The organism is Nitrobacter vulgaris, from assembly GCF_002028545.1.
GTDB classification, from domain to species: domain Bacteria; phylum Pseudomonadota; class Alphaproteobacteria; order Rhizobiales; family Xanthobacteraceae; genus Nitrobacter; species Nitrobacter vulgaris.
The window spans coordinates 15,484-34,111 of sequence record NZ_MWPQ01000025.1; the positions used below are offsets into that span (position 1 = coordinate 15,484).

19 protein-coding genes and 1 tRNA gene are annotated in these 18,628 nt (G+C 55.2%); 7 read left to right on the top strand and 13 right to left on the bottom strand.

Annotated elements, in window-relative coordinates:
- Nucleotides 1–2 precede the first annotated feature (2 nt).
- The 3 genes from B2M20_RS05530 to B2M20_RS05540 all read left to right on the top strand — a co-directional run bounded on the left by B2M20_RS05530 (nt 3) and on the right by B2M20_RS05540 (nt 1,629).
- Nucleotides 3–425 (top strand): phasin, encoded by a 423-nt coding sequence (locus tag B2M20_RS05530; RefSeq protein WP_079446079.1) that lies wholly within the window; start codon nt 3–5, stop codon nt 423–425.
- A gap of 270 nt (nt 426–695) precedes the next feature.
- Nucleotides 696–772 (top strand) — tRNA-His (locus B2M20_RS05535).
- A gap of 206 nt (nt 773–978) precedes the next feature.
- Nucleotides 979–1,629 (top strand): MT-A70 family methyltransferase, encoded by a 651-nt coding sequence (locus tag B2M20_RS05540; RefSeq protein WP_079446080.1) that lies wholly within the window; start codon nt 979–981, stop codon nt 1,627–1,629.
- Here B2M20_RS05540 and B2M20_RS19875 read toward each other — a convergent pair.
- Entirely contained in the window at nt 1,626–2,900 is a 1,275-nt protein-coding gene (locus tag B2M20_RS19875) for an HNH endonuclease (RefSeq protein WP_079446081.1), read from the bottom strand. The two genes, B2M20_RS05540 and B2M20_RS19875, sit on opposite strands and share 4 nt — an antisense overlap.
- Nucleotides 2,901–3,129: 229 nt before the next feature.
- Here B2M20_RS19875 and B2M20_RS05550 point away from each other — a divergent pair, with 229 nt between their 5' ends.
- Both B2M20_RS05550 and B2M20_RS05555 read left to right on the top strand, forming a co-directional pair.
- Nucleotides 3,130–3,498 (top strand): hypothetical protein, encoded by a 369-nt coding sequence (locus B2M20_RS05550; protein WP_079446082.1) that lies wholly within the window; start codon nt 3,130–3,132, stop codon nt 3,496–3,498.
- 94 nt (nt 3,499–3,592) lie between these two features.
- On the top strand, nt 3,593–3,832 hold the full coding sequence (locus B2M20_RS05555; protein ID WP_139372847.1) for a hypothetical protein: 240 nt from the start codon (nt 3,593–3,595) through the stop codon (nt 3,830–3,832).
- A 549-nt stretch (nt 3,833–4,381) separates the two neighbouring features.
- Here the strand turns inward: B2M20_RS05555 and B2M20_RS05565 are convergent.
- The 5 genes from B2M20_RS05565 to B2M20_RS18975 all read right to left on the bottom strand — a co-directional run bounded on the left by B2M20_RS05565 (nt 4,382) and on the right by B2M20_RS18975 (nt 8,562).
- On the bottom strand, nt 4,382–5,200 hold the full coding sequence (locus tag B2M20_RS05565; protein WP_139372848.1) for a hypothetical protein: 819 nt from the start codon (nt 5,198–5,200) through the stop codon (nt 4,382–4,384).
- A gap of 89 nt (nt 5,201–5,289) precedes the next feature.
- The gene (locus B2M20_RS05570) at nt 5,290–6,030 is read right to left on the bottom strand and encodes a DUF2213 domain-containing protein (protein ID WP_158081505.1); all 741 of its coding nucleotides are present in this window, start codon (nt 6,028–6,030) and stop codon (nt 5,290–5,292) included.
- Between the two features lies 1 nt (nt 6,031).
- Nucleotides 6,032–7,627: a hypothetical protein gene (locus B2M20_RS05575; RefSeq protein WP_201789009.1), complete on the bottom strand. Its 1,596-nt coding sequence runs from the start codon at nt 7,625–7,627 to the stop codon at nt 6,032–6,034.
- 4 nt (nt 7,628–7,631) lie between these two features.
- Complete coding sequence (locus B2M20_RS05580; protein ID WP_079446087.1) at nt 7,632–7,952, bottom strand: hypothetical protein; 321 nt, start codon at nt 7,950–7,952, stop codon at nt 7,632–7,634.
- Nucleotides 7,953–8,367: 415 nt separating this feature from the next.
- Nucleotides 8,368–8,562 carry a hypothetical protein gene (locus B2M20_RS18975; protein WP_139372849.1) on the bottom strand — a complete coding sequence of 65 codons (195 nt, stop codon included), beginning with the start codon at nt 8,560–8,562 and terminating at the stop codon, nt 8,368–8,370.
- 491 nt (nt 8,563–9,053) lie between these two features.
- On the opposite strand from B2M20_RS18975, the gene B2M20_RS05590 reads away from it, so the two are divergent.
- Nucleotides 9,054–9,293, top strand: a complete 240-nt coding sequence (locus B2M20_RS05590) for a hypothetical protein (protein ID WP_139372850.1) — start codon at nt 9,054–9,056, stop codon at nt 9,291–9,293.
- 41 nt (nt 9,294–9,334) lie between these two features.
- Here B2M20_RS05590 and B2M20_RS05595 read toward each other — a convergent pair whose 3' ends face one another.
- The 4 genes from B2M20_RS05595 to B2M20_RS05620 form a co-directional block, all read right to left on the bottom strand.
- Complete coding sequence (locus tag B2M20_RS05595; RefSeq protein WP_079446090.1) at nt 9,335–10,363, bottom strand: hypothetical protein; 1,029 nt, start codon at nt 10,361–10,363, stop codon at nt 9,335–9,337.
- A gap of 353 nt (nt 10,364–10,716) precedes the next feature.
- Nucleotides 10,717–12,015: a tyrosine-type recombinase/integrase gene (locus B2M20_RS05600; RefSeq protein WP_079446091.1), complete on the bottom strand. Its 1,299-nt coding sequence runs from the start codon at nt 12,013–12,015 to the stop codon at nt 10,717–10,719.
- Nucleotides 12,016–12,675: 660 nt separating this feature from the next.
- Nucleotides 12,676–13,698 (bottom strand): L,D-transpeptidase family protein, encoded by a 1,023-nt coding sequence (locus B2M20_RS05610; protein ID WP_079446092.1) that lies wholly within the window; start codon nt 13,696–13,698, stop codon nt 12,676–12,678.
- 810 nt (nt 13,699–14,508) lie between these two features.
- Entirely contained in the window at nt 14,509–14,661 is a 153-nt protein-coding gene (locus tag B2M20_RS05620; RefSeq protein ID WP_079446094.1) for an aa3-type cytochrome c oxidase subunit IV, read from the bottom strand.
- Nucleotides 14,662–14,846: 185 nt separating this feature from the next.
- Between B2M20_RS05620 and B2M20_RS20550 the strand changes: the two genes are divergently transcribed.
- Complete coding sequence (locus tag B2M20_RS20550) at nt 14,847–14,972, top strand: hypothetical protein (RefSeq protein WP_274533947.1); 126 nt, start codon at nt 14,847–14,849, stop codon at nt 14,970–14,972.
- A gap of 138 nt (nt 14,973–15,110) precedes the next feature.
- Here B2M20_RS20550 and B2M20_RS05625 read toward each other — a convergent pair whose 3' ends face one another.
- The 3 genes from B2M20_RS05625 to B2M20_RS05635 all read right to left on the bottom strand — a co-directional run bounded on the left by B2M20_RS05625 (nt 15,111) and on the right by B2M20_RS05635 (nt 18,489).
- Complete coding sequence (locus tag B2M20_RS05625; RefSeq protein ID WP_079446095.1) at nt 15,111–17,033, bottom strand: ABC transporter ATP-binding protein/permease; 1,923 nt, start codon at nt 17,031–17,033, stop codon at nt 15,111–15,113.
- Nucleotides 17,034–17,488: 455 nt separating this feature from the next.
- Nucleotides 17,489–17,710, bottom strand: a complete 222-nt coding sequence (locus B2M20_RS20145) for a hypothetical protein (RefSeq protein WP_420799271.1) — start codon at nt 17,708–17,710, stop codon at nt 17,489–17,491.
- Nucleotides 17,711–18,099: 389 nt separating this feature from the next.
- Nucleotides 18,100–18,489 (bottom strand): hypothetical protein, encoded by a 390-nt coding sequence (locus tag B2M20_RS05635; RefSeq protein ID WP_079446096.1) that lies wholly within the window; start codon nt 18,487–18,489, stop codon nt 18,100–18,102.
- Nucleotides 18,490–18,628: the final 139 nt, after the last annotated feature.

An 18,628-nucleotide genomic window follows, 5' to 3' on the forward strand; every position in this document is an offset into this window, starting at 1 on the left:
GGATGACTGCCATGGCTAATCCAACCGAGGCTTTTGAAGTTCCCGAGGAAGTGCGTGCATTCGCCGAGAAGGGTGTTTTGCAGGCGCGCGATAACTACGCGAAGTTCAAGGAAGCCGCGCAGGACGGCAACGGCGCCGTTGAGGCCGTGTTTAACGCTGCAACTAAAGGGGCGCATGCTTATTCCGCTAAGCTGCTCGATTTCGGTCAGGCCAATACCAATGCCAGCTTCGATTTTTTGCAGGCTCTGGTCGGCGCGAAATCGTTGTCCGATGCGACCGAACTATGGAGCACCCATACCCGCAATCAATTCGGAACGTTCGCGGTCCAGGCCAAGGAATTGACCGAACTGACCCAGAAAATTGCGGCGGAGACTGCCGAGCCGATCAGGACTGGCGCGTCGAAACTGTTCCAGCCGACCGTTTGATAAACGCCTGTTCGCGTTAAATCTATCAACCCGGGCCCCTCGGTCCGGGTTTGCTATTTTCAGTGTCGCTTCCGCCGCGATCAGATCCGGCCTATGCCCACGCCCGATTGCCGTGGAGCCAAAGCTCGCGATAAGATGCAACGACCAAAGGATTGCTGTCTGAAACGACCAAGCGGCGCGCGATAACGGATCGTTGTGGCCTTGCCAAAGCGGAGCGTTGCACCTAGTTTCCGCCCCGTTCGCAGTGCGTTTTGGGCGCGCGAGCATGATGCAGTTGTAGCTCAGTTGGTTAGAGCGCCTGTCTGTGGAACAGGAGGTCGGTGGTTCGAGCCCACCCAACTGTACCAACAAAATCAACTATTTATCTCAGGTCGCCATTTGTTCGCTGCGTTTGGGTAGCGTATTTAGGTAGCGCGCGAGCGTTCTTTCCAATCGCGACGCGACCCGTTTGTCTCCAAATCGAGCGGTTCGGCGCGTCGGATTGAGAAAAGGTTATTAGTTCGGCTAAAAGCGCGAATCGATGCATTGTTCGTCGAGTCTGAGAGGAACAAAAATGCTAGCGCGAAACGAACAAGGCGATCCTGCACAAGATCTCTTAGCATTCGCCAAAAAGCGTCGCTTCGCAACGATCCTTGCCGATCCGCCTTGGCAGTTCATAAATCGGACTGGAAAGATGGCCCCGGAGCATCGACGTCTCGCTCGTTACAGCACGATGACTTTGCCTGAGATATCGTGCTTGCCGGTATCTGAAATAGCTGCTCCCACGTCGCATCTATACTTGTGGGTTCCCAATGCGCTATTGCCCGAAGGTCTCGTCGTCATGAAGGCTTGGGGTTTCTCCTATAAATCGAACATCGTTTGGCACAAGATAAGGAAGGATGGGGGGCCAGATGGCCGCGGCGTCGGTTTTTATTTTCGCAACGTAACCGAATTGCTCCTGTTCGGAGTGCGCGGCAAAAATGCACGGACTCTTCAACCGGGACGAACGCAGGTTAATTTCCTGGCCACGCGAAAGAGAGAACATTCGCGAAAGCCCGATGAACAGTACGAATTAATTGAGGCCTGTTCACCCGGCCCGTTTGTTGAATTGTTTTCGCGTGGTACTCGAAAGAAATGGGCAGTTTGGGGTAATCAAGCCGACGAAGGCTATCGGCCGACTTGGGAAACGTACTCGAACCATTCCCAGGTTAACAAAACTATTTAAGCGGGTTTGCGATTATCGCTAAACCAATCAAAATGCCATTTAACGCATGTGTCGTCGAGCGCGTGTTTCGGCTTGATGAGTTTTCCATTGAGTGCATCACCCGGTACGCTTGATGTGATCTTCAAATCCTGTCCACTCATTTCAAGCCGAATAACCCCTCGATCAAATTGCAAATGATGATTTGGACAAAGGATTAGGATATTGCCGGTCTTGTCCGGACCATCGTGCGGCGAACCTAAAGGCTTTATGTGAGCCGCTTCAGCATAGAATCTTTGATCTCCGATCTGAAGACGTGTTCCACAGAACATGCAGCGATGTTTGTAGTGTAGCCGCAGCTGAGACGCAATTTTGCGGCTGCGTTTTTGCAATAGCTTTGAGCCGAGCGACCGACCAACTGCTTCATCCGACCCTTCTTCGTCAATCCACGAGGCGGCCGATGGCGGCGTCGCAGGTGTAGGAGTGACAACTTTTTTGACGCTGACAGGCGCGGCAATCGCTGGAGTCGATGAAGCAAATCTGTCGGTCGCACCTGCATCCAGATAGAGTGACACAACGACCTTGGCGATTTCATCGAATTCGGCTTTCGATGTTCCGATTAGTTTATAGAGCTCCTCATCGTCGACGTACTTAAGTAAGGTGTCCTTTTCCTTGGGAGCACCGTCGAGCACAAAACGATCCCAGGCAAGATAAATTGCAGGCGTGATCCACCCTTCCTGACCGGTATTGATTGTTTCGCCCGATGTCGGAAGGTAACCAGCAAGTTCAAAAAAATAACGGTAGTTGTTCCTACACTTAACTCGAACATCTTCGCTGGCGTTCATCGTCTGGGAGATGAAATTGTCGAGAGTACTATGAACGAGCGCGGCCGATTGCCAACTATCGTTTTTCCACAGCACCTCTTTTGCAAACTCGTTTGCCCACCGGGCAGGACGTTGCGGTCCTTGCTGTGGCGGCGTGCCCACTTGTGTTAGATGAAATGCAAATAGAGAGAGACGATCAAAATCGATATTGTGAGGTCGAGAAATGGCTTGAAACACCAATTCGTCGACGGACATATTTCCTGACTTGTTATGAAGGAAAAAATTTATAGGGATTAGTTCTAGGGAGCTGTCCTTGATGCCGGAGTCTGCTCGCCATTTCTCGCGAGTGACGGGCGAAAGGGTGCTGCTGTAGCCGGCACGGATCACTGAATGTAACCGCAGGAAGCCGGTCCCGGCCCAGGCGAAGTTCTTGGTAAAACTGCCCGGCGTATATTTGGGTCGAGGTGCCATGAATATCAGCTACAAGATTGGAGATTGTAGCTGAGTATCTATGCATCCCTAGAAATATCAAACGCCAACGCCGAGCCTGGCGAATTGCCAACATATTTTTGAGCGAAGGTTACTTCATCGCCTTCATCCGGAACAAATCCAGAATTGCTAGCAGCATTCATAAAGCGAAGCAGAGAATTTTAGTGCTGCCGGAAAATGTTTTCAAAAACTAGAGCGTTATAAGAGCGCTATGAAATACACCAAGCAGGCTCTGCAGCGTTATCTTCAAAGCCGTCAGGAATCTTGGGCATCTTATACGCCCCTCGTTGAAGCGCCTGAGGCTTGGATCGATCAGTTCGACGGCATCGAGCTGGGGTTTGACCATAATCGGCGCGGGCGGCCGCAAGCGCAACGGTCCCGAAATCCTCGAACGTTTCAGTCACGTCAAGCGGCTGAGTTTGCGCAGGAAGAGGTAGTCAGGTTTAGGTATCATTTTGACACTCGCCAGGTGCCAAAGGCCGTTCGCGATGAGTTCATCAAGGCCGCGATGGGCTTTTATCCGAGTGCTAAAGACGAAACCGTTTGGGATTATTTGCGAATGAACCGAAAGCGGCTTTGAATTTATTTCGTTCAAAAGGCTTTACTCCAAGTTTCTTTGGTTGTAATTTCACCGATACGTCGATCCTCGCCCAATGCGAAGAAAGGATCGCGTTATGAAACCTCGAAAGAAGAATAAATTGTTCAAGTCGCTGTTTAAGTCCGGCGACATCTCCGTTTCATTCCCCGACAACGATTTACCAGACTGCTGCGTTCTAACTATAGCTGGCGGCAAAATGCTGCTTGAATGCACTGACGATGACATCGTGAAATACGCGTTTGCGCCGGAGGAAGCGGATCCGGATGATGACTACGGTTCTCCCGAGAGCCTTTCCGTACAACGATCCGAGAAGTAGACAGTAAGATCCTCGCCGTCGCTAGGCGGCGAGGATCCTGTGCAACTGCATTGGATCAAGCCATGTCGATCGCTGAAATTCAATCAAACGTGCCGCTAGTGGTTTCGAGAGCGCGGGCTTGCGACATGCTCGGCGGCATTTCAGTCTCTCATCTACGGAGACTGATGGACGCAGGTGAACTGCGTCCATTCGATATGAACACCAGTCCGCAGCCACGCAAACGTGGAAAGCTATTTTTCCTCGTCAGCGATATCGAGGCGTTTGTCGAGCGATATGCAAAGCGAGACCAACCAACCTCGCCGGTAAGTTCGTGATGCATAAGACACAAGGGGACAATGACACGCGCATTTGTCCCCTTGTGCTGTTGCCGTGCCCGCCGCGCCGATGGCACACCGACCGCGGGCTCTGGTTTAAACCCCAGCTAGGGTGCCATCGCCTCAGTTGGAAACTGACCAATGGCTGTGGTCTGTTATTTTTGCCGATCGTGGACACCTGACCACTGGTCCACGCCTCGCAGGGAAGACCCGCAAATACCTGCGAGGAGAACGATCATGCGGCGACGTGCGCCTTCTTATTGATGACGATCCCAAGGATGACCGCTGGCGATGCATCGGGACGGCGCGCGATATCGAAGCCCTCGTCCGCCGCCTTTTCGATCAAGCCCTCTTCTTCGCGTTCAAGCTCAATAATAGCCGCCTTGATTTCCCGAAGACGCTCGCGCTTCGCATCAGTCGATAACGCAAACTTCGGTTTCGGCATCGCGTCGATTTGAGCGCAAAGCCGTTCCCGAAATAGCTCAGGATTCAGCCAGGCCAGCAGCGCTTGCACATCGAGCTTCGCTGAAAACGATGGGGGGTAGCTTAATTCGAACCGATCATGATCTGCCGTAATATTTGGACTGCCCTTTGCAGCCAATTCGTTGACGTATGCGCGCGCAGCCCGTTTGCGATCAGCTATAGGCAGTTCGGCGCGCAAGACCCGATGACGTTCGCGTACCTGATCTGCGATCTCGCCCCGAATGCGATCAATAGCGCGTGTCAGGCTCTCTCCCTCCTTAAGGCGAACCTTGAGGCGCGGGGCCGCTTCAATCGAAGAGCCAGGAGGTACCTTCTCAAGGTAGTGGCGAACGCTGGCATTTAGGTCAGCCAGCGCACAATGCCGGGCTTGTTGCGTTTCAAGCCGCTCGGAAAGTCGATCGATCTCAGCCTCGAATTCGGCCTGACGCCCAGGATTGTTGCGTATCGCGTCCCTCAGTTCCCGCATCATGCCGAGAGTCGCGCTGACCATCGCTTGGGCTGCCTGTGTCGAATCGTCGATCGCCTGTGCCTTCACATTCGCTTTCAAAGGTAGTCGAGAACTTGATGCCATTATGTTGTCTCCATGCCGCATCGGTTCGGCGGCTATTGGTCGTGAACAAACGCCTCCACGTCGCGAGAAATTTTGTGAACGGCACGATCTTAGCTCTTCCACGCATTCTCAAGGCGCGCTTTGCGCCGGTCGACGGCGCGATCGACATCTGCGCTTGTAACTGCGCTGGGCTGCTGGGGTGGCCTTAGAACGACAGGAGCCGCGTCGTTCACGACATCGGAAGCGCTCTCGCGCCATCCGTTGGTCAACCGCTGATTTCGACGGTCGTAAGCGTCGTCAGCGCTGTCACCAATTGTCAGTTTGGGACCACCGCGCGCTCTATCGACTTGCGCAAGATGATTTACATTGATGTTCTTCTGCACTGCTTCGTATTTCACACCATCAGGTGTGACACCTGGAACCATATCGATGTCGCAAGTGTAGCCGAGAGATAATTGACGAGTCCCCTTCTTGAATGCGTCAATAGCGCGTGCATCCATCAGCGTCATTGGGATACGAATGAACTCGCCGTCACGCAGGATATCGCTACCCACACAACCGACGGCAACGTCCTTCCAGTTCCTTGCATCTACAGGCCCTGACGGATGATTACGCGTCACAGGCTTATGTGCTAGCGATCGCAACGCCTCGTCCCTGAACACTTCAGACTCGGGACGGTAGACGTTGATGACGCGCTTGGCGTCGGCCCCTTGCAGTCCTATCTCGTGGCCGTAGTACTGCTGAATGCCGGTGCGGGCGACACGAGGGGTCGCCACAAGGTATCCATCGTTCGTGTATCTGACGTTAGCGTTGTCGTCGAACACTAACGCTTCATCGCATTGTACTCTCATGTCAGAGTCCTTTCGATCTGAGCAAGCGGGAGACATATTCGGAAGCGGAACTTCGGTCGTCCTCTGACGGCTCGCTTGGCAACGCCCATGCCATCGTGCAGTCGTATCGATATTTGCGAGAGCCCATGCTCGTGATCACGCCCGCAACGGCGTTCGCAACGTCGTCGTGACCGTTGGGAGCGTGATCAATCGAGTCCTTACCGCCGCGCGCTGTGCGACGTTCAAGGGCCACGAGCTGGCTGAAGAGCTTTTGGTGATCCACCAGCAAACAGCGCTTGCTGTTCAGCAAAGGCAGGAACTCCGAATAAATTTGAGACTTAGGGCGAGCGCTTGGTTCGTAGGTGATGCCGTGTTTGCTAAACTGTTCGCGGGGCCATTCGCCCGCGTACCTGTCGCCGACGATTTTGCGAATGGAATATGCCTTGAGAAGTTCAGCCATCATCTGAACCGTCGCCTCGGGTGAAAACGGGGGCCTGACCTCACGGATCACATCGAGGACACTCAAGCCGTCCTCCACATGCGCCAAAGCCAACGTGAAGCTGTCGCTGCCCGAGCCGCCCGCCGGATCGACGAAGGCGTGATATTGAAATTGGGAGAGATACGGGCGTTCGCGCTCGTCGCTTGTAACCGCCTCGATTGCCTCGCGATTGATAAAGGCTTCGATATCGGATCGGAACTGAGCGCCGTACTCCGCCGATGCCGAAGCCAGGTCATCTGCATATTGTTGATCAAGGAAGTCGCGATCGATTGTCGGGTTCATCACGTCCGTGGATGCCTGCCATGACAAGGTCAGGGGATCGTTGATGCCGTGATATTGCTTGTGCATTCGATAGAGGACACCACGCCTCGAATAAGGGCTGGATGCGATCAGCAGCATCGATGACGGGATCGTCGCCATTGCAGGCTTGATTGCGTTGATCACCTCCTGATCGGGGTTGACTGAATTCTCGCTGGACCAAAAGGCAATTTCATCGCAAAGCGCCGCGACCACCGTTCGCCCTCGTACGGCTCGATAGCTTGAGGTCGTGATTTCGATAGCGATTGAGTTCGAGAGTTCGATGCCGACTTGCGAAGCCCGCTTGATCATTCGATGGAGCATCGGCACTCGATGCAGGAAGGCTTTTACATAGCGCAGGAGCACCTTGGCCTGATCGCGATCGGCGGCGAGGACCTGCACAACGCCGAGTTCGCCTGCATCGAGGTCCTTCGAATGATCAACGAAACAGGCTAGCCACACGGCAATCAGCGCCAGTATGCGAGACTTCCCCCCACGGCGACCGACGACTAAGACCATCGTTCGCATTTGTTGGGAGGGCGGCTCCGTGCGCCCCGTGCAAGACTGATATATCGCCAACTGCTCGGGGCTCATGGGCAAGCCAAACGCCGCAGCTATGAACGCGCGCCATGCAAGCCAAGACTCAAGGTCGGGGAAGAACCTTGCGAACAGGTTCGGGTCGTCCATCGCATCAAGCAATGTCAGGCGTGACGGCTCCGAGCGCTTGGGCTTATCAAGCCGTTCGCGCTTAATCGGTGCTGGAGGTGTGGTGGGGGTTTTGGTGGGGGGCTCTGCGGCTAGTCTTTCGCGCTTAAGCCCCATTGCGTCAGCCTGATCGCTTCGAACGTTTGGGACGGCTACCGCCATTGGCGTACGACAATGGGTCTAGTTCGTCGTCCTCGTCATGGGCTTTGGGTTCGGTCTCAATCAGGAGGCCGATCTTGCTCATCAAGCGAGACTGGCTATTGGCGAGGCGCTGATATTCGAGCCGGCTTTCAAACGACGTATCGCCGGTCTTCACGTATTGGGCTTCGCAGTCTTCGAGGACGCATTGAAGGTATGCGATGCGCCGAATGTGATTGCGTGTGGTCTCGCTGATATTGTCGCGCCCGCCACAGTCTTCGATGTAGAGATTGACGAGGTCCATGAAGCGACGCCCTCGGGGCGAGTCCGCCGAAATATGTTCAGCGAACATGCGGCGGCCTGACGTGACCGCCGATCGATTGCGTTTAAGACCTCGCGTTTGTTTCAACGTACCGTGCAAAATACTTGACCCGTGCTCGCGAATACATCGCACTGATTTCTGTTTCGATGATACCCATGCTTCTACCCACGTCTATCCCGAAGTGCGAATGCTTGTATTTGTTGCGGAAAACAGCGGTAAAACGTAGTTCTGACTTCCTGTTGCGATATCAGGTGGTCCCAAATCAGGCGCTTTGAACGTATCAAACACTTTGCGCGAATAGGTAGGGTTGATGCGTGTGGACACGAAAACGACGTTTCAACTTATGTATTCGACAGCGTGACAAAGACTGGGACGAGACTAGTCGTCGGTCTGATCGTCACGTTCTATTTCGTCTCTTAAAGCGCTTGAGTGCTGCCTGATCGATAATGTCGATTTGGGTGAACAGCTTCAACGCGTGTTTGGCGTCGCGAAAGACGTTTGCGAATGTGACGGGCGTCAAATGGGTCCCGATATCGTCTTCATGATTTTCGTACGCCTCCTTGAACGTCGGGTACTTCAGGGCTTGAAGCATCACGAGGGACTTCGTGTCCCTGATTGTTCGCTCGGGGGCGTCGTAGCTGTCGTCAGTCTTTAATCGTTCGCGCCTGATGGGCTCTGATTGAGCTCGTTTCGAATGGCGGCGTGATACGTTATCGCGCTCGCACTCGTGGCGTTTCGCTCCTCTACCGAAGCAAATGCTGTAATCGATTTCGTTGTCGGGGATTGGCATGATCGCCTCCGTTATCATGAGGCATTTCAACATCGCCGCGATCGTTTGATTTGCCAAGCCCGTTCGGCGTCGTTTGGCGAGGGCGGGCGTTCGCCTGCTCGACGGCGATTTTGATGGTGCGTATTTCCCCCATATCTGCGGATGGGGAGGATTTCGAGGCAGGGGCGCTATGTGGGTACGTCAACGCGGTAAAACGAGTATGGGGAGGGCTGTCGCAATTTTGCGGCGATGACGGATTTTGTCACTCGCAATTGATATAGAGTATCGAGGCTTTGGGAAAAGCGGAGGCGTATATGGCAAAGCGATTTGTCCCTGTGCAGGACGTTGATCGGCGAGCAATCGCATTATACAAAATGCTCCGCGAAGTGGAGCAAATGCCACTTGTAAAGGTGATTGTGTTCGATGATGAGCCAAAACCTATTATATGTTTGAAAGACGTTAATGACCCAGAGCAATGGTTCAACTTCTCGGTGACCGGATTTCTACGGCTGAGTGCCGTAGAGAACTTCATGCTTGGGGACGATGACGAGTAGCGATGGATTAGTCCTAAGCCGGTGTCACGCTAAGCCGATGGCTACAGTCTTTCACGCTTGATCAATCTTTCACGTGCAATCGGCTCTGATCGTTGCGCGTGATAGTCTGATTTCGAGGGGGCTCTCATATTAATGTACGTCCCCTTTATACATTTCTCCCCTATGTCATTGATTTCGTTACAACGCGCTTTTGCATTACGAATAGCTCCCCACGTCAATGCATTAGGCCCTGATACGAGACCGTTGTTTGGATGAAACAGCGATGCATTCGATTGATCGTAGACACGCTGCATGAATTCAAGCTGTGCATCGTTATGAAGCTGTTTGAGACGTGCAATCGCTCTAGTCCTCACAGCACCCGCGTTCGCTTGCATCATACGCTTCGACATCTGCAATCGTCGTTTTTGTAAATCATCTGAAACGAAACGAACGTATTCGAATAGGTGCTTCATTGGGTCTAGTTTTAACAGATCGCTTAGCAGCACCCTTCTCGCTGTAGGTCCCTTCAACCTGAGTTCCATGCGCGCGACATGTTGGTCTCGATATGCGGGTAGTTTCGATTGTCTCGTGTACAGCACGAGATCACGCTGACGGTGATGATGTGAAAAGTAAGAGCCTTGGGTGCCGTCGTCGTTACTGATCACCTTGATCGGCTGTCGCGTGCGAGAACGCATCAGGACATGCTCTTTGATGAACCTGAATTGCTCTGATGCAGCTTGCATTGGATCGGGGATCACGTCGTAACCGATATCGAGGCGTGATATGCGAATGCGAATACTGGAGTCGGCCTCGCCTAATTGCTGATCCGTATCGACGAGTGCTTCGGTCAAATCAGGTTGAGGGCACTGAAAGGTCAGCCGTAGGTAGGGAAACATACGGTCTTCGGTTTTGGGACTGGGCTTTTGACTGTGAGGTCTGTCGCCGTAGATTTTAACGAGGCGATCAAACATCGGGCTCGGCAATCGATCGGTGCCGGTGACGATAACCCCCAACGTGTCGATGTAAGGCGCGAATATGAGCTGTGGAGCGGGCTTGTTCTGCCTCTCGGGGTCCCCTACGATGATCGACATGGCGCTGTGCTGGCCTCTCTGTCAGACGCGTTGTGCGCAAGGATTGATTTGGCGATTGGTCCTGTGCTGAACGAAGTGACGCAAAGCCCGTCGCTGTGAGCGCAGCGGCGGGTTTTCATATCTGAGCGTGTCAAATGAGCGCGTTTCGTCATCGCGCTCGATATGACGGATCTCACGCCGTCGATGCAAACGCGAAGTTCTTCCATCATTTCAATCATGTAGAATCGACGCCCTCTCACGCCCAGTTCGAGAGGCGTGGGGCAGTTGCTGGCGTTCGCCGCTGTATCGCCCCATCGAGGCGGAAAAAACGAGTATGGGGAGGGCTGTGGGGACATTCGAGGTAGGGAGGCGCGTTATGCGCGCCGCGTGGCGAGCGGAACGACGTTCGACGCTTTTCGAGGCGTCCCCTGATCGGGCGGCAGGCCCACGACATCAGCGATGTGCAGCGAAAGGCGTAGCAGCGCATCGCCCCGCTTCTCTTTGAACTGCGAACGAATATAGGTCCGTTTAACTCCTGGCAGGGCGTGACCGAGCACCACCTCGCCCGTCTGCATATCGACGCCAATGTCTTCAAGCCGTGTTCGCGCTGTTCGCCTCAGGTCATGCAGGGTCCAGCGTGGTATTTTTCGGGGGATTAACTTTTCAAGTTCGGCTTTGCGCTGGCTCCACGAGTTCAATGGCTTGTGTTCGTCGTTATGCTCGACGCCAAACACATAGGGATTGCCCTTGATGCGGGGCAGGGTCTTGAGGATGTCGAGGGCGAGGGGAGGGAGCGGCAAGACTTGGCCGGTGCCCTTCGGCTCTCCCGGCTCTTCGCGGATGTGCCACGTATCGTCGACAATCTCTGACCATTTGGCCGTGGCGAGGCATTGGCGGCGTTGGGCCGTTAACAAAAGGAGCCGAACGAGAGCCCCATAAAGTCCGCCCATTTGCGTTGCAGCGAGCCAGACCATGCGCAACTCGTCATCATCGAGCACCCGCTCTCGCCCGCCCTTGCGCTGTCTGTTTTTGCCCCGCCGCTTGGGCCGATAGCGAAGGGGGCTTTCGTAGTTGTCGAGGATCTCCTCGTCCTCGACCCACATCATGACCGTGCGCAATAGGGCAAACACGATGTCGGCCTGACGCATGCCGTTCGGTCGTCGCATGTTGCGCCGCATCTGGCCCGCGTCGCTCTTTTTCAGCTCGACGAAGACCTTATGGCCGAGGGCGGGAATGACATAGCGGTTGAAACAGCGCTCGGTCTCGTAGCGGGTCCGAAAATTGATCACGACCTCCGCTATGTATTTTTTGACGACATCGGCGACCGTCGCCGTCACCCACCACGCTTGATCCTCCGACATCCCCTCGGTCGAGGTCTGTTTTAGGTCCTTTTCGGGATCAAATTTGCGAGCGGCCTTGCGGGCAGCTTCGACGTTGAACAATTCGGCGTCCCATCGCCCGAGCTTGTGGGTCCGGGACTTGCCGTTGCGGTCTCGATAACGGACGCGAAAGGTGCGGGTGCCCCCATAGGACATGCGCAAAACGAGGTCGGGCAGCGCTGTGTCAAACCAGTCCTCTTGCGGTAGCGTGAGCTTATGTCGGGCGATCCACGTGTCGCTGAGGCGCTGCTTGCGCCGCTCCTTCGGCTTTCGGCCATTGCCATTTTCGATCACAGACGCCCCCGATACGCGGTACGTGGGTTATTTTAGGTAGCGGCAACACGACGATCGCCAGCTCCCTAATGCGTCCCGATGATAACAAATGGAGTCCGAAAAATCGACTTAAGTTATTGAAATAGTTTGAATATTTTGATTGACGGACTGGATGACGCTGGTTGAGCGTCATTGATGTCAGGCGCGACCCCGCTGTGGAACAGGAGGTCGGTGGTTCGAGCCCACCCAACTGTACCAATACAGTTGAATTGCCCCGCAAGATCAGCAACATATTGATAAGCCAAGTGGATTAGCGCCTCACAAAATACAAAGGCGCGTACAAATGGCATTGCGGATGGTTTCTTTAGGCCGGGCTCCGGACAAGCGGTGGTTCGCTCGCAAGGGTATCCCTTGGGCCCTTCGAGCTGCAGTGTTGCTTCAAGAGAGAGTGGTATCGATTGCGTAGCCGAAGACAGCCGAACTCCCGGCCACGGTGAAGCCTTCGGTTTGAGCGAAGGAGGAGAGGTTTTGCCGTTGTGCTTCTATCCCGAGTCCAGATCGGCCCTGACCCGAAGTACTCACGCGGATGTAGCTGACAATGGGATTGGCAGACATGCCCAAGGCTCTCCAGAACTGCTCTGTATAGAACCTTATCGACCCTATTCCGTTGGACGACGCCCGTTACTTGGCTGGCCTGGCGTTCACTTGCGAGTCTGTTCCTTCGCGAAATTCCACCGTGACCCCTTTCTTCACCATCTGCGCTAGGTGCGCCGCATCCCAATTGGTCAGCCTCACACAGCCGTTGGACTCAGCCTTGCTGATCTTAGAGGGTTCCGAAGTGCCGTGGATACCGTAGCCCCGCTCAGATAGCGCGATCCACGTCGAACCGACGGGATTGTTCGGTCCGGGATTGATGGTGAAGGCGCGGCGTGCTCTCACGCCCTTGAACTTGTAGTCCGGATTGTAGCGGTAGAAAGGGTTGCTACGCACCGCGAGCACCTTCAGCGTCCCGCTCGGCGATGGCTTCTCCTCGCTACCGACGGTCGCAGGGTAAAACGCGACGAGCGCATTGTCTTGGGAGAAAGCCTTGATCGTTTGGAGGTCCTTATTGACCTCAATTCGGGTAACCATCGTGGATGGCTTGGCCTTGAGGACGTTCGCGACCATGAGGGTTGTGCCGGCCTGTGAGAATTCCGCATGCGGGTTAAGCGCCACTAAAAGCGCCTCGCTCATGTGGTGGCGCTCAGCAAGTGCTTCCTTGGCATCGCGATAGGCGAGGCGTTTGAGGCCCTTCATCTCGTCAAGGCCCTTTGGCTGCCGAGGGAGAAAGGGCCCTTTGACATCGTCCTCGGTGACGGTGATCTCGACGAGCAAGGACCCATTCATGTTCGCGGTCAGCCGTTCGAAGACGTCGTGGTTCAGCGTCATCGTCGAAGGTAAGCCGTTGGCCTCCGAATAGGCGCGTAGCGCCTTCTTAACATTCTCGCCGAGCTTTCCGTCGATTTCGCCAGGCGAGAAGCCTGCGCGGTCGAGCAGAATCTGCGTTTTCACCACCAGGGCATCGATGTCGGAATCATCCGGCTGGGCGCCCAGGAATTGTGCGCTCTCTATTGCGATACCGTCCAAGGTTTTCGCATTGGCGGATAACAGGGAAAGCGCAAACGCGCCAAACAGGATCAGTGCACGCACGAGATTAATTGACATGACATATCAAAGCTCAGCGCAGTCGCAAGTTCCCGCGGATTCCGCAAAGGTCGGTCCATCTATCCCTCGTGAAGGGGTCGCCGCAGCACGCTGCGGAGTCGCGTGCGATCGATTGAAGTGCCGCCAATTTGATCTGGCCATATTGGGCAGACTTGCCAGACGAAGACGAGAACAAGGTGGTTGGGCCACAACCCAATTCCCGCGCACTCTGTCTTCAATCATACTGACGGCAGCAGGCCGCGCCGCAATTCGCGGGTGCTTCTGAGGATGGGGAATGAGCAAACACCGCGCCAGAAAGGGCCGCGCTTACGCTGCCGGGGCACGTGACGCGCTGGACAGGCTGCGCGATGAATTGCGCTGGGTGAAACCGTCGCCGTCGATCATGTCGAGCATGGATGTGTTGATCAACCGTACACGCACGAAGTTTCCGATGCCTGAGCCTGATGGAAGGAGAGAGGACAAAACATCGGTCCCATGAATCACTTCGGCGGTTGAAGCTCCGGCGAGTTGATCCGCAACAATCTCGCCTGAGATCAAGTCCCCCGACGCGCGGTCCTGGGAAGCGGCGCGCCGGGGCCGCGCCGGATCGGTATTAAACCGCCAACACGGAAGCCCACCCTAAAACTATCAACGGGCATCACAAGGCAATTCGACGATCATTCGAACCATTCTAGTGCCCGCCGTGCTGTGCGTCCCTGACAATCCAATACGGATCAGGCGGGGGAGGCGCTTCTCTCGTGCGTGACTGCTCCTCGGCGGCCAAGAAGAAGGCCGGCAGAAATGCCGGCCTTTAGAACGGTGATCGCACAATCAGGTGAGGAAGATCGCCATCAACACGACAATGGTAGCTACGGCCGCTGTGGCGGTCGCCCCTACCTTAATGAACGCCTTGTACTGCCGCTCATGAGCCGGATAGTCCATTCCATCCGACGTTGAGTACACAATCTCGCTATGGTCTGACATTTCAAGTCTCCCAAGGCACGTTGAGCTTGCATTGAGAGATTAGCGCAATCTCCACTGTCGTCGATCCTTCGGTGTGTCACGATCATGTGAGGCGTTGGGGTGGAAGGCGGCGTGGCACGGCGCAGTATGCGAGATTAGAACAAACCAGCGATAGAGAATGTTTTGCGCGGGGAGGAGGATCTCCAATGCGCAGAATCTTCTCAGAATTGGATGAACAAGAGAGACAATTTTTGCTGATGGTGACGGATTTCGGCATCGCGGTCTGTGCGGCAAAGCTGATGATCCATTTGATCAGCCTTTTCGTCGCGTGAGGAAGGTGTTCGTCGAAGTCAGCTGTCCTCAGCCGGACCGCCTAGACAATAGTTCGCTGCGATGGCGGTGTGCGCAGGCGCGTTGTTTGGCGCTATGGTCAACCTGGACAGGCTCTGGAGAACTTCGCAGTGCATCCTTCAACGGGATGCCTTGCGGTGACGTTGGCGCAGGAAACGACCCAGCAGCCGACGTTTTCCCTTGCGCGGAATGAGGTCAATATCGCTGACTAGCTTCGCGCCACCCTTACCTCGCTCCAGAACGATCTTTCGAGTATGAAAGGCTTCGAGTTCGACGCGATGAGCCACGCTGACGACGGTGGCATTAGGGAGCTCCTTATTGAGGAGGTCCATCATCTTGTCCTGGCTCTTTGCATCGAGCGCGGATGTTGCTTCGTCCAGCACGACAATATCGGGATTATGCAAGAACAGCCGGGCGAAGGCGAGCCGTTGCTTTTCGCCCCCCGACAGCGTCTGGTCCCAGGGCGCCTCTTCCTCAAGTCGCTCCTTGAGGTGAGCAAGTCCTACTTTGTCCAGTGCAGTGCCAATTTGTTCGGGAGTCCAGTCTTCCGCAGCCGCGGGGTAGGCGGCAGCGCGACGTAACGTGCCAAACGGCACGTACGGCTTTTGCGGGAGCATGAATAACCGTCGATCTGGATGGAAACTGACACTGCCGCCACCCCATGGCCAAAGACCAGCGATAGCACGCACCAGCGTGCTTTTGCCGGTCCCGGACTCGCCCGCCACCAGTACGCGCTCGCCGGCCTCGATGATCACTTCCGCTTCTCCCACCACGGCGGTGCCGTTGTCTAGCGTCACGGACAAGTCGTTAAGGCTGAGCATCGCGTCGTTCTCGGTCTCGCCGCGCTGAATGCGGCCGACGCCGTCGCCACGCTCGGCCCGGTCCAGCCCGTCGATCGACATCATCAGCGACGCAATCCGCCGCGCGCAGGCATTCCAGTCAGCCAGACGGGGATAATTGTCGACAAGCCAGCCGAACGCGCTCTGCACGATGGTGAAGGCCGATGCGGCCTGCATCACATGTCCCAAGGTCATGCTGCCATCGAGGTATTTCGGCGCGCATAGTAACAGCGGGATGACCGGAGCGATCAGGCTCGATCCCTGCGAGACGATGGTGGTGCGCATGTGCTGACCGCAGAGGAGCGCCCATTGCTTGATGACGCTGGCGAACGTTTTGTCGATTCCGCTGCGCTCTTCCTCCTCGCCACCCAACAGGGCGATGCTTTCACCGTTCTCGCGAACGCGCGTCAACGCGTAGCGATATTCGGCTTCGGCCTGGTTTTTACTCTCCGAAACCGCGACGAAGTGACGTCCGATGTAAACCATCGAACTGCTGGTTACTCCGGCATAGATCACCGCCGCCACCACCAGGAAGCCGGGCACGGTAAATGTCGACCCGCCGACTGTCAGGGTCAGAGCGCCACCGATGGTCCAGAGCACGACAATAAAGGTTGCAGCCGAGAGGAAGGCGGATATCACGCCGGACGCGAAATCCACCGGCGCGTCGGTGGCGACTCGCAGATCCTCGGCGATACGATATTCCGGGTTTTCGTGATCGCCGCTGACAAGATTGAGTTGATAGTAGCGGCCGTTGGTTAGCCAACGCGACACCACTGAATCGGTCAGCCACGCGCGCCAGCGGCGCTGGATGCCCATGCGTGCGAACACCTGAAAAACACCGAGCGCCACACTGCCGATCGCGAGCGGGAAGAATACCCCCGTTAAATAATAAACCGTGGCGGAGTCGCGCTTCTCGATGGCGTCAAAGATCGCGCGATTCCAGACGTTGATGGCATATTGAAATGCGACGTTTATAATAATCAAGGCGATCAGGCCGAGAGACAACACCCATGCCAGCTTGCCGCCGTTGACACCCCAAAATCCTTTGGCGCTGATCCAGAATCGCGTGAGCAGATAGTCCCTGCGTGCCTGCTCAATCTCCTCCGGCGAGAGATCCGCGTTCGGTTCCAAGATTTCCGGAGGCGGAGGTTCAACTGCTTGTCCGGTCTCCGCGACAACTTCAAGGATCGGCGGCTTCGGCATTCGCTCACGACCTCGGTTATACGGGTATCGTCAATGTTCTGTGGCGTACCGTGCCCGGTCGGGATGACGCTCAGATGGGGCTGCTCGCAAAAGGAAGCGCACCTGAAAAGCTGCGGTCGTCGCAGCCCATGTGCGCGGCTATGATCTCTTGTTCAGGATTTAGTTTTTCGATCATTAACTAACCTCCCTTGATCGAGGGAGGTTAGCGTCTGGTCAGAAATAGAAAACACCGCTAGAGCGGGATATGGCGGTACCCGGAACGCTAACCCCCCATCAGCGTTCTCCAGACACCGTCTCTTTAGCTCGCCTGCCCGGTGGGCCTTTTTTGATGAAACACGTTCCGTCCACCTGCATTGACTCAACCGGAACGGCGATCTCCTCGCTCCCATCTCGTCTGGGTCTCTCGGATTTCGATTGGTTAGCCTGACCAACAGTCGGCGACACGCATGCGAAGTTTACATGCCGTGGCTTTGAAAGACTTTCTGGCATTTCTGGCTAAGTTTCGCCCGATGCTGCTGAAGACACTGTTGAACGGCCATGTCATCGCCTAGCAACTGTCGGCAAAAGCGTGAGGCGTCTCGGGAGCATGCTTTTTGCTCCTGCGGCGTGCCCATATGTTGCGCGCCCTGAGCAAAACAATATGTGCTTGTAAGCATGAGCGGGACAATCAAAAGCATCCTTCGCATTGTGGGGTCCTCTTTCTCGGCCGTTTGCCCGGCGCCATCCCACAACTCGCGAGCGAAGAGCAGGTTCCACCCGAACTGGTCGGTCGCTGCTTCGTCTACACCCGAACGCGGCCCCGCATCCGCGTATACCGCAACGCAATTCCAGCTCCAAAGATAGTCTTCTCGTAGATGCGCCACCATTGAAAATGGCGGGGACGAAAACATCAAAATCCGCACAAATCAGATCCTGCCTTAAGTAATTAAGAGCGTCGCGCGAGTGGCCAGTCCCTAATGGGCTGGCGCTCGCGTGCTAAAGCGCGGGTCGTGATTCAATCGCACGAACGTGTCTTGCGAGTAAGTCTTTGAATTAAAGATCCGTCCGGTCGGCGTTGTCTGATCTTCTAATCTCGAGAGCGCCTTCCGAATGCTTCAACCGCCTTAGACAACAGGATCTTCACTTCGTTCGGGGCGCGTGTGAAAGGCAAGAAAAATCCCAGCCAGAAGAAAGACAAGCTGAATAGCACGCTCAAGTTCACAATATCCGATTGGTCGGCCCTTCCCAACTGGACGTAGGCAAACGCAAAGTAAAAACAAAACAATACGCCGACGCTTAGAATGAGAAACCTTTTGGGTCGTGGCCTGACGAGCCGGCCAACAAGTTGGCCAGCCTGATATCCCACCATAACTCCAACAGGTGCTAAAAGCCGAAATGCAGAGAGCTCTGGAACAAAAAATCCATAGCTCAGAACAAATCCGATAAGGCCAAATACGCCGGTCAGCATGAGGTTCATTGTTTCTTGAGTGCTCTTGTCTCGTAGAGAATAACAAGTTTTCGCGCTGGCTGACCTGCGAACAGGGATCCTCAAATCCGGCGTGCGTGATTTGCACGATCAACTCGAGGAGTGGCCCGCAATTTCTACCGCGCGGCAG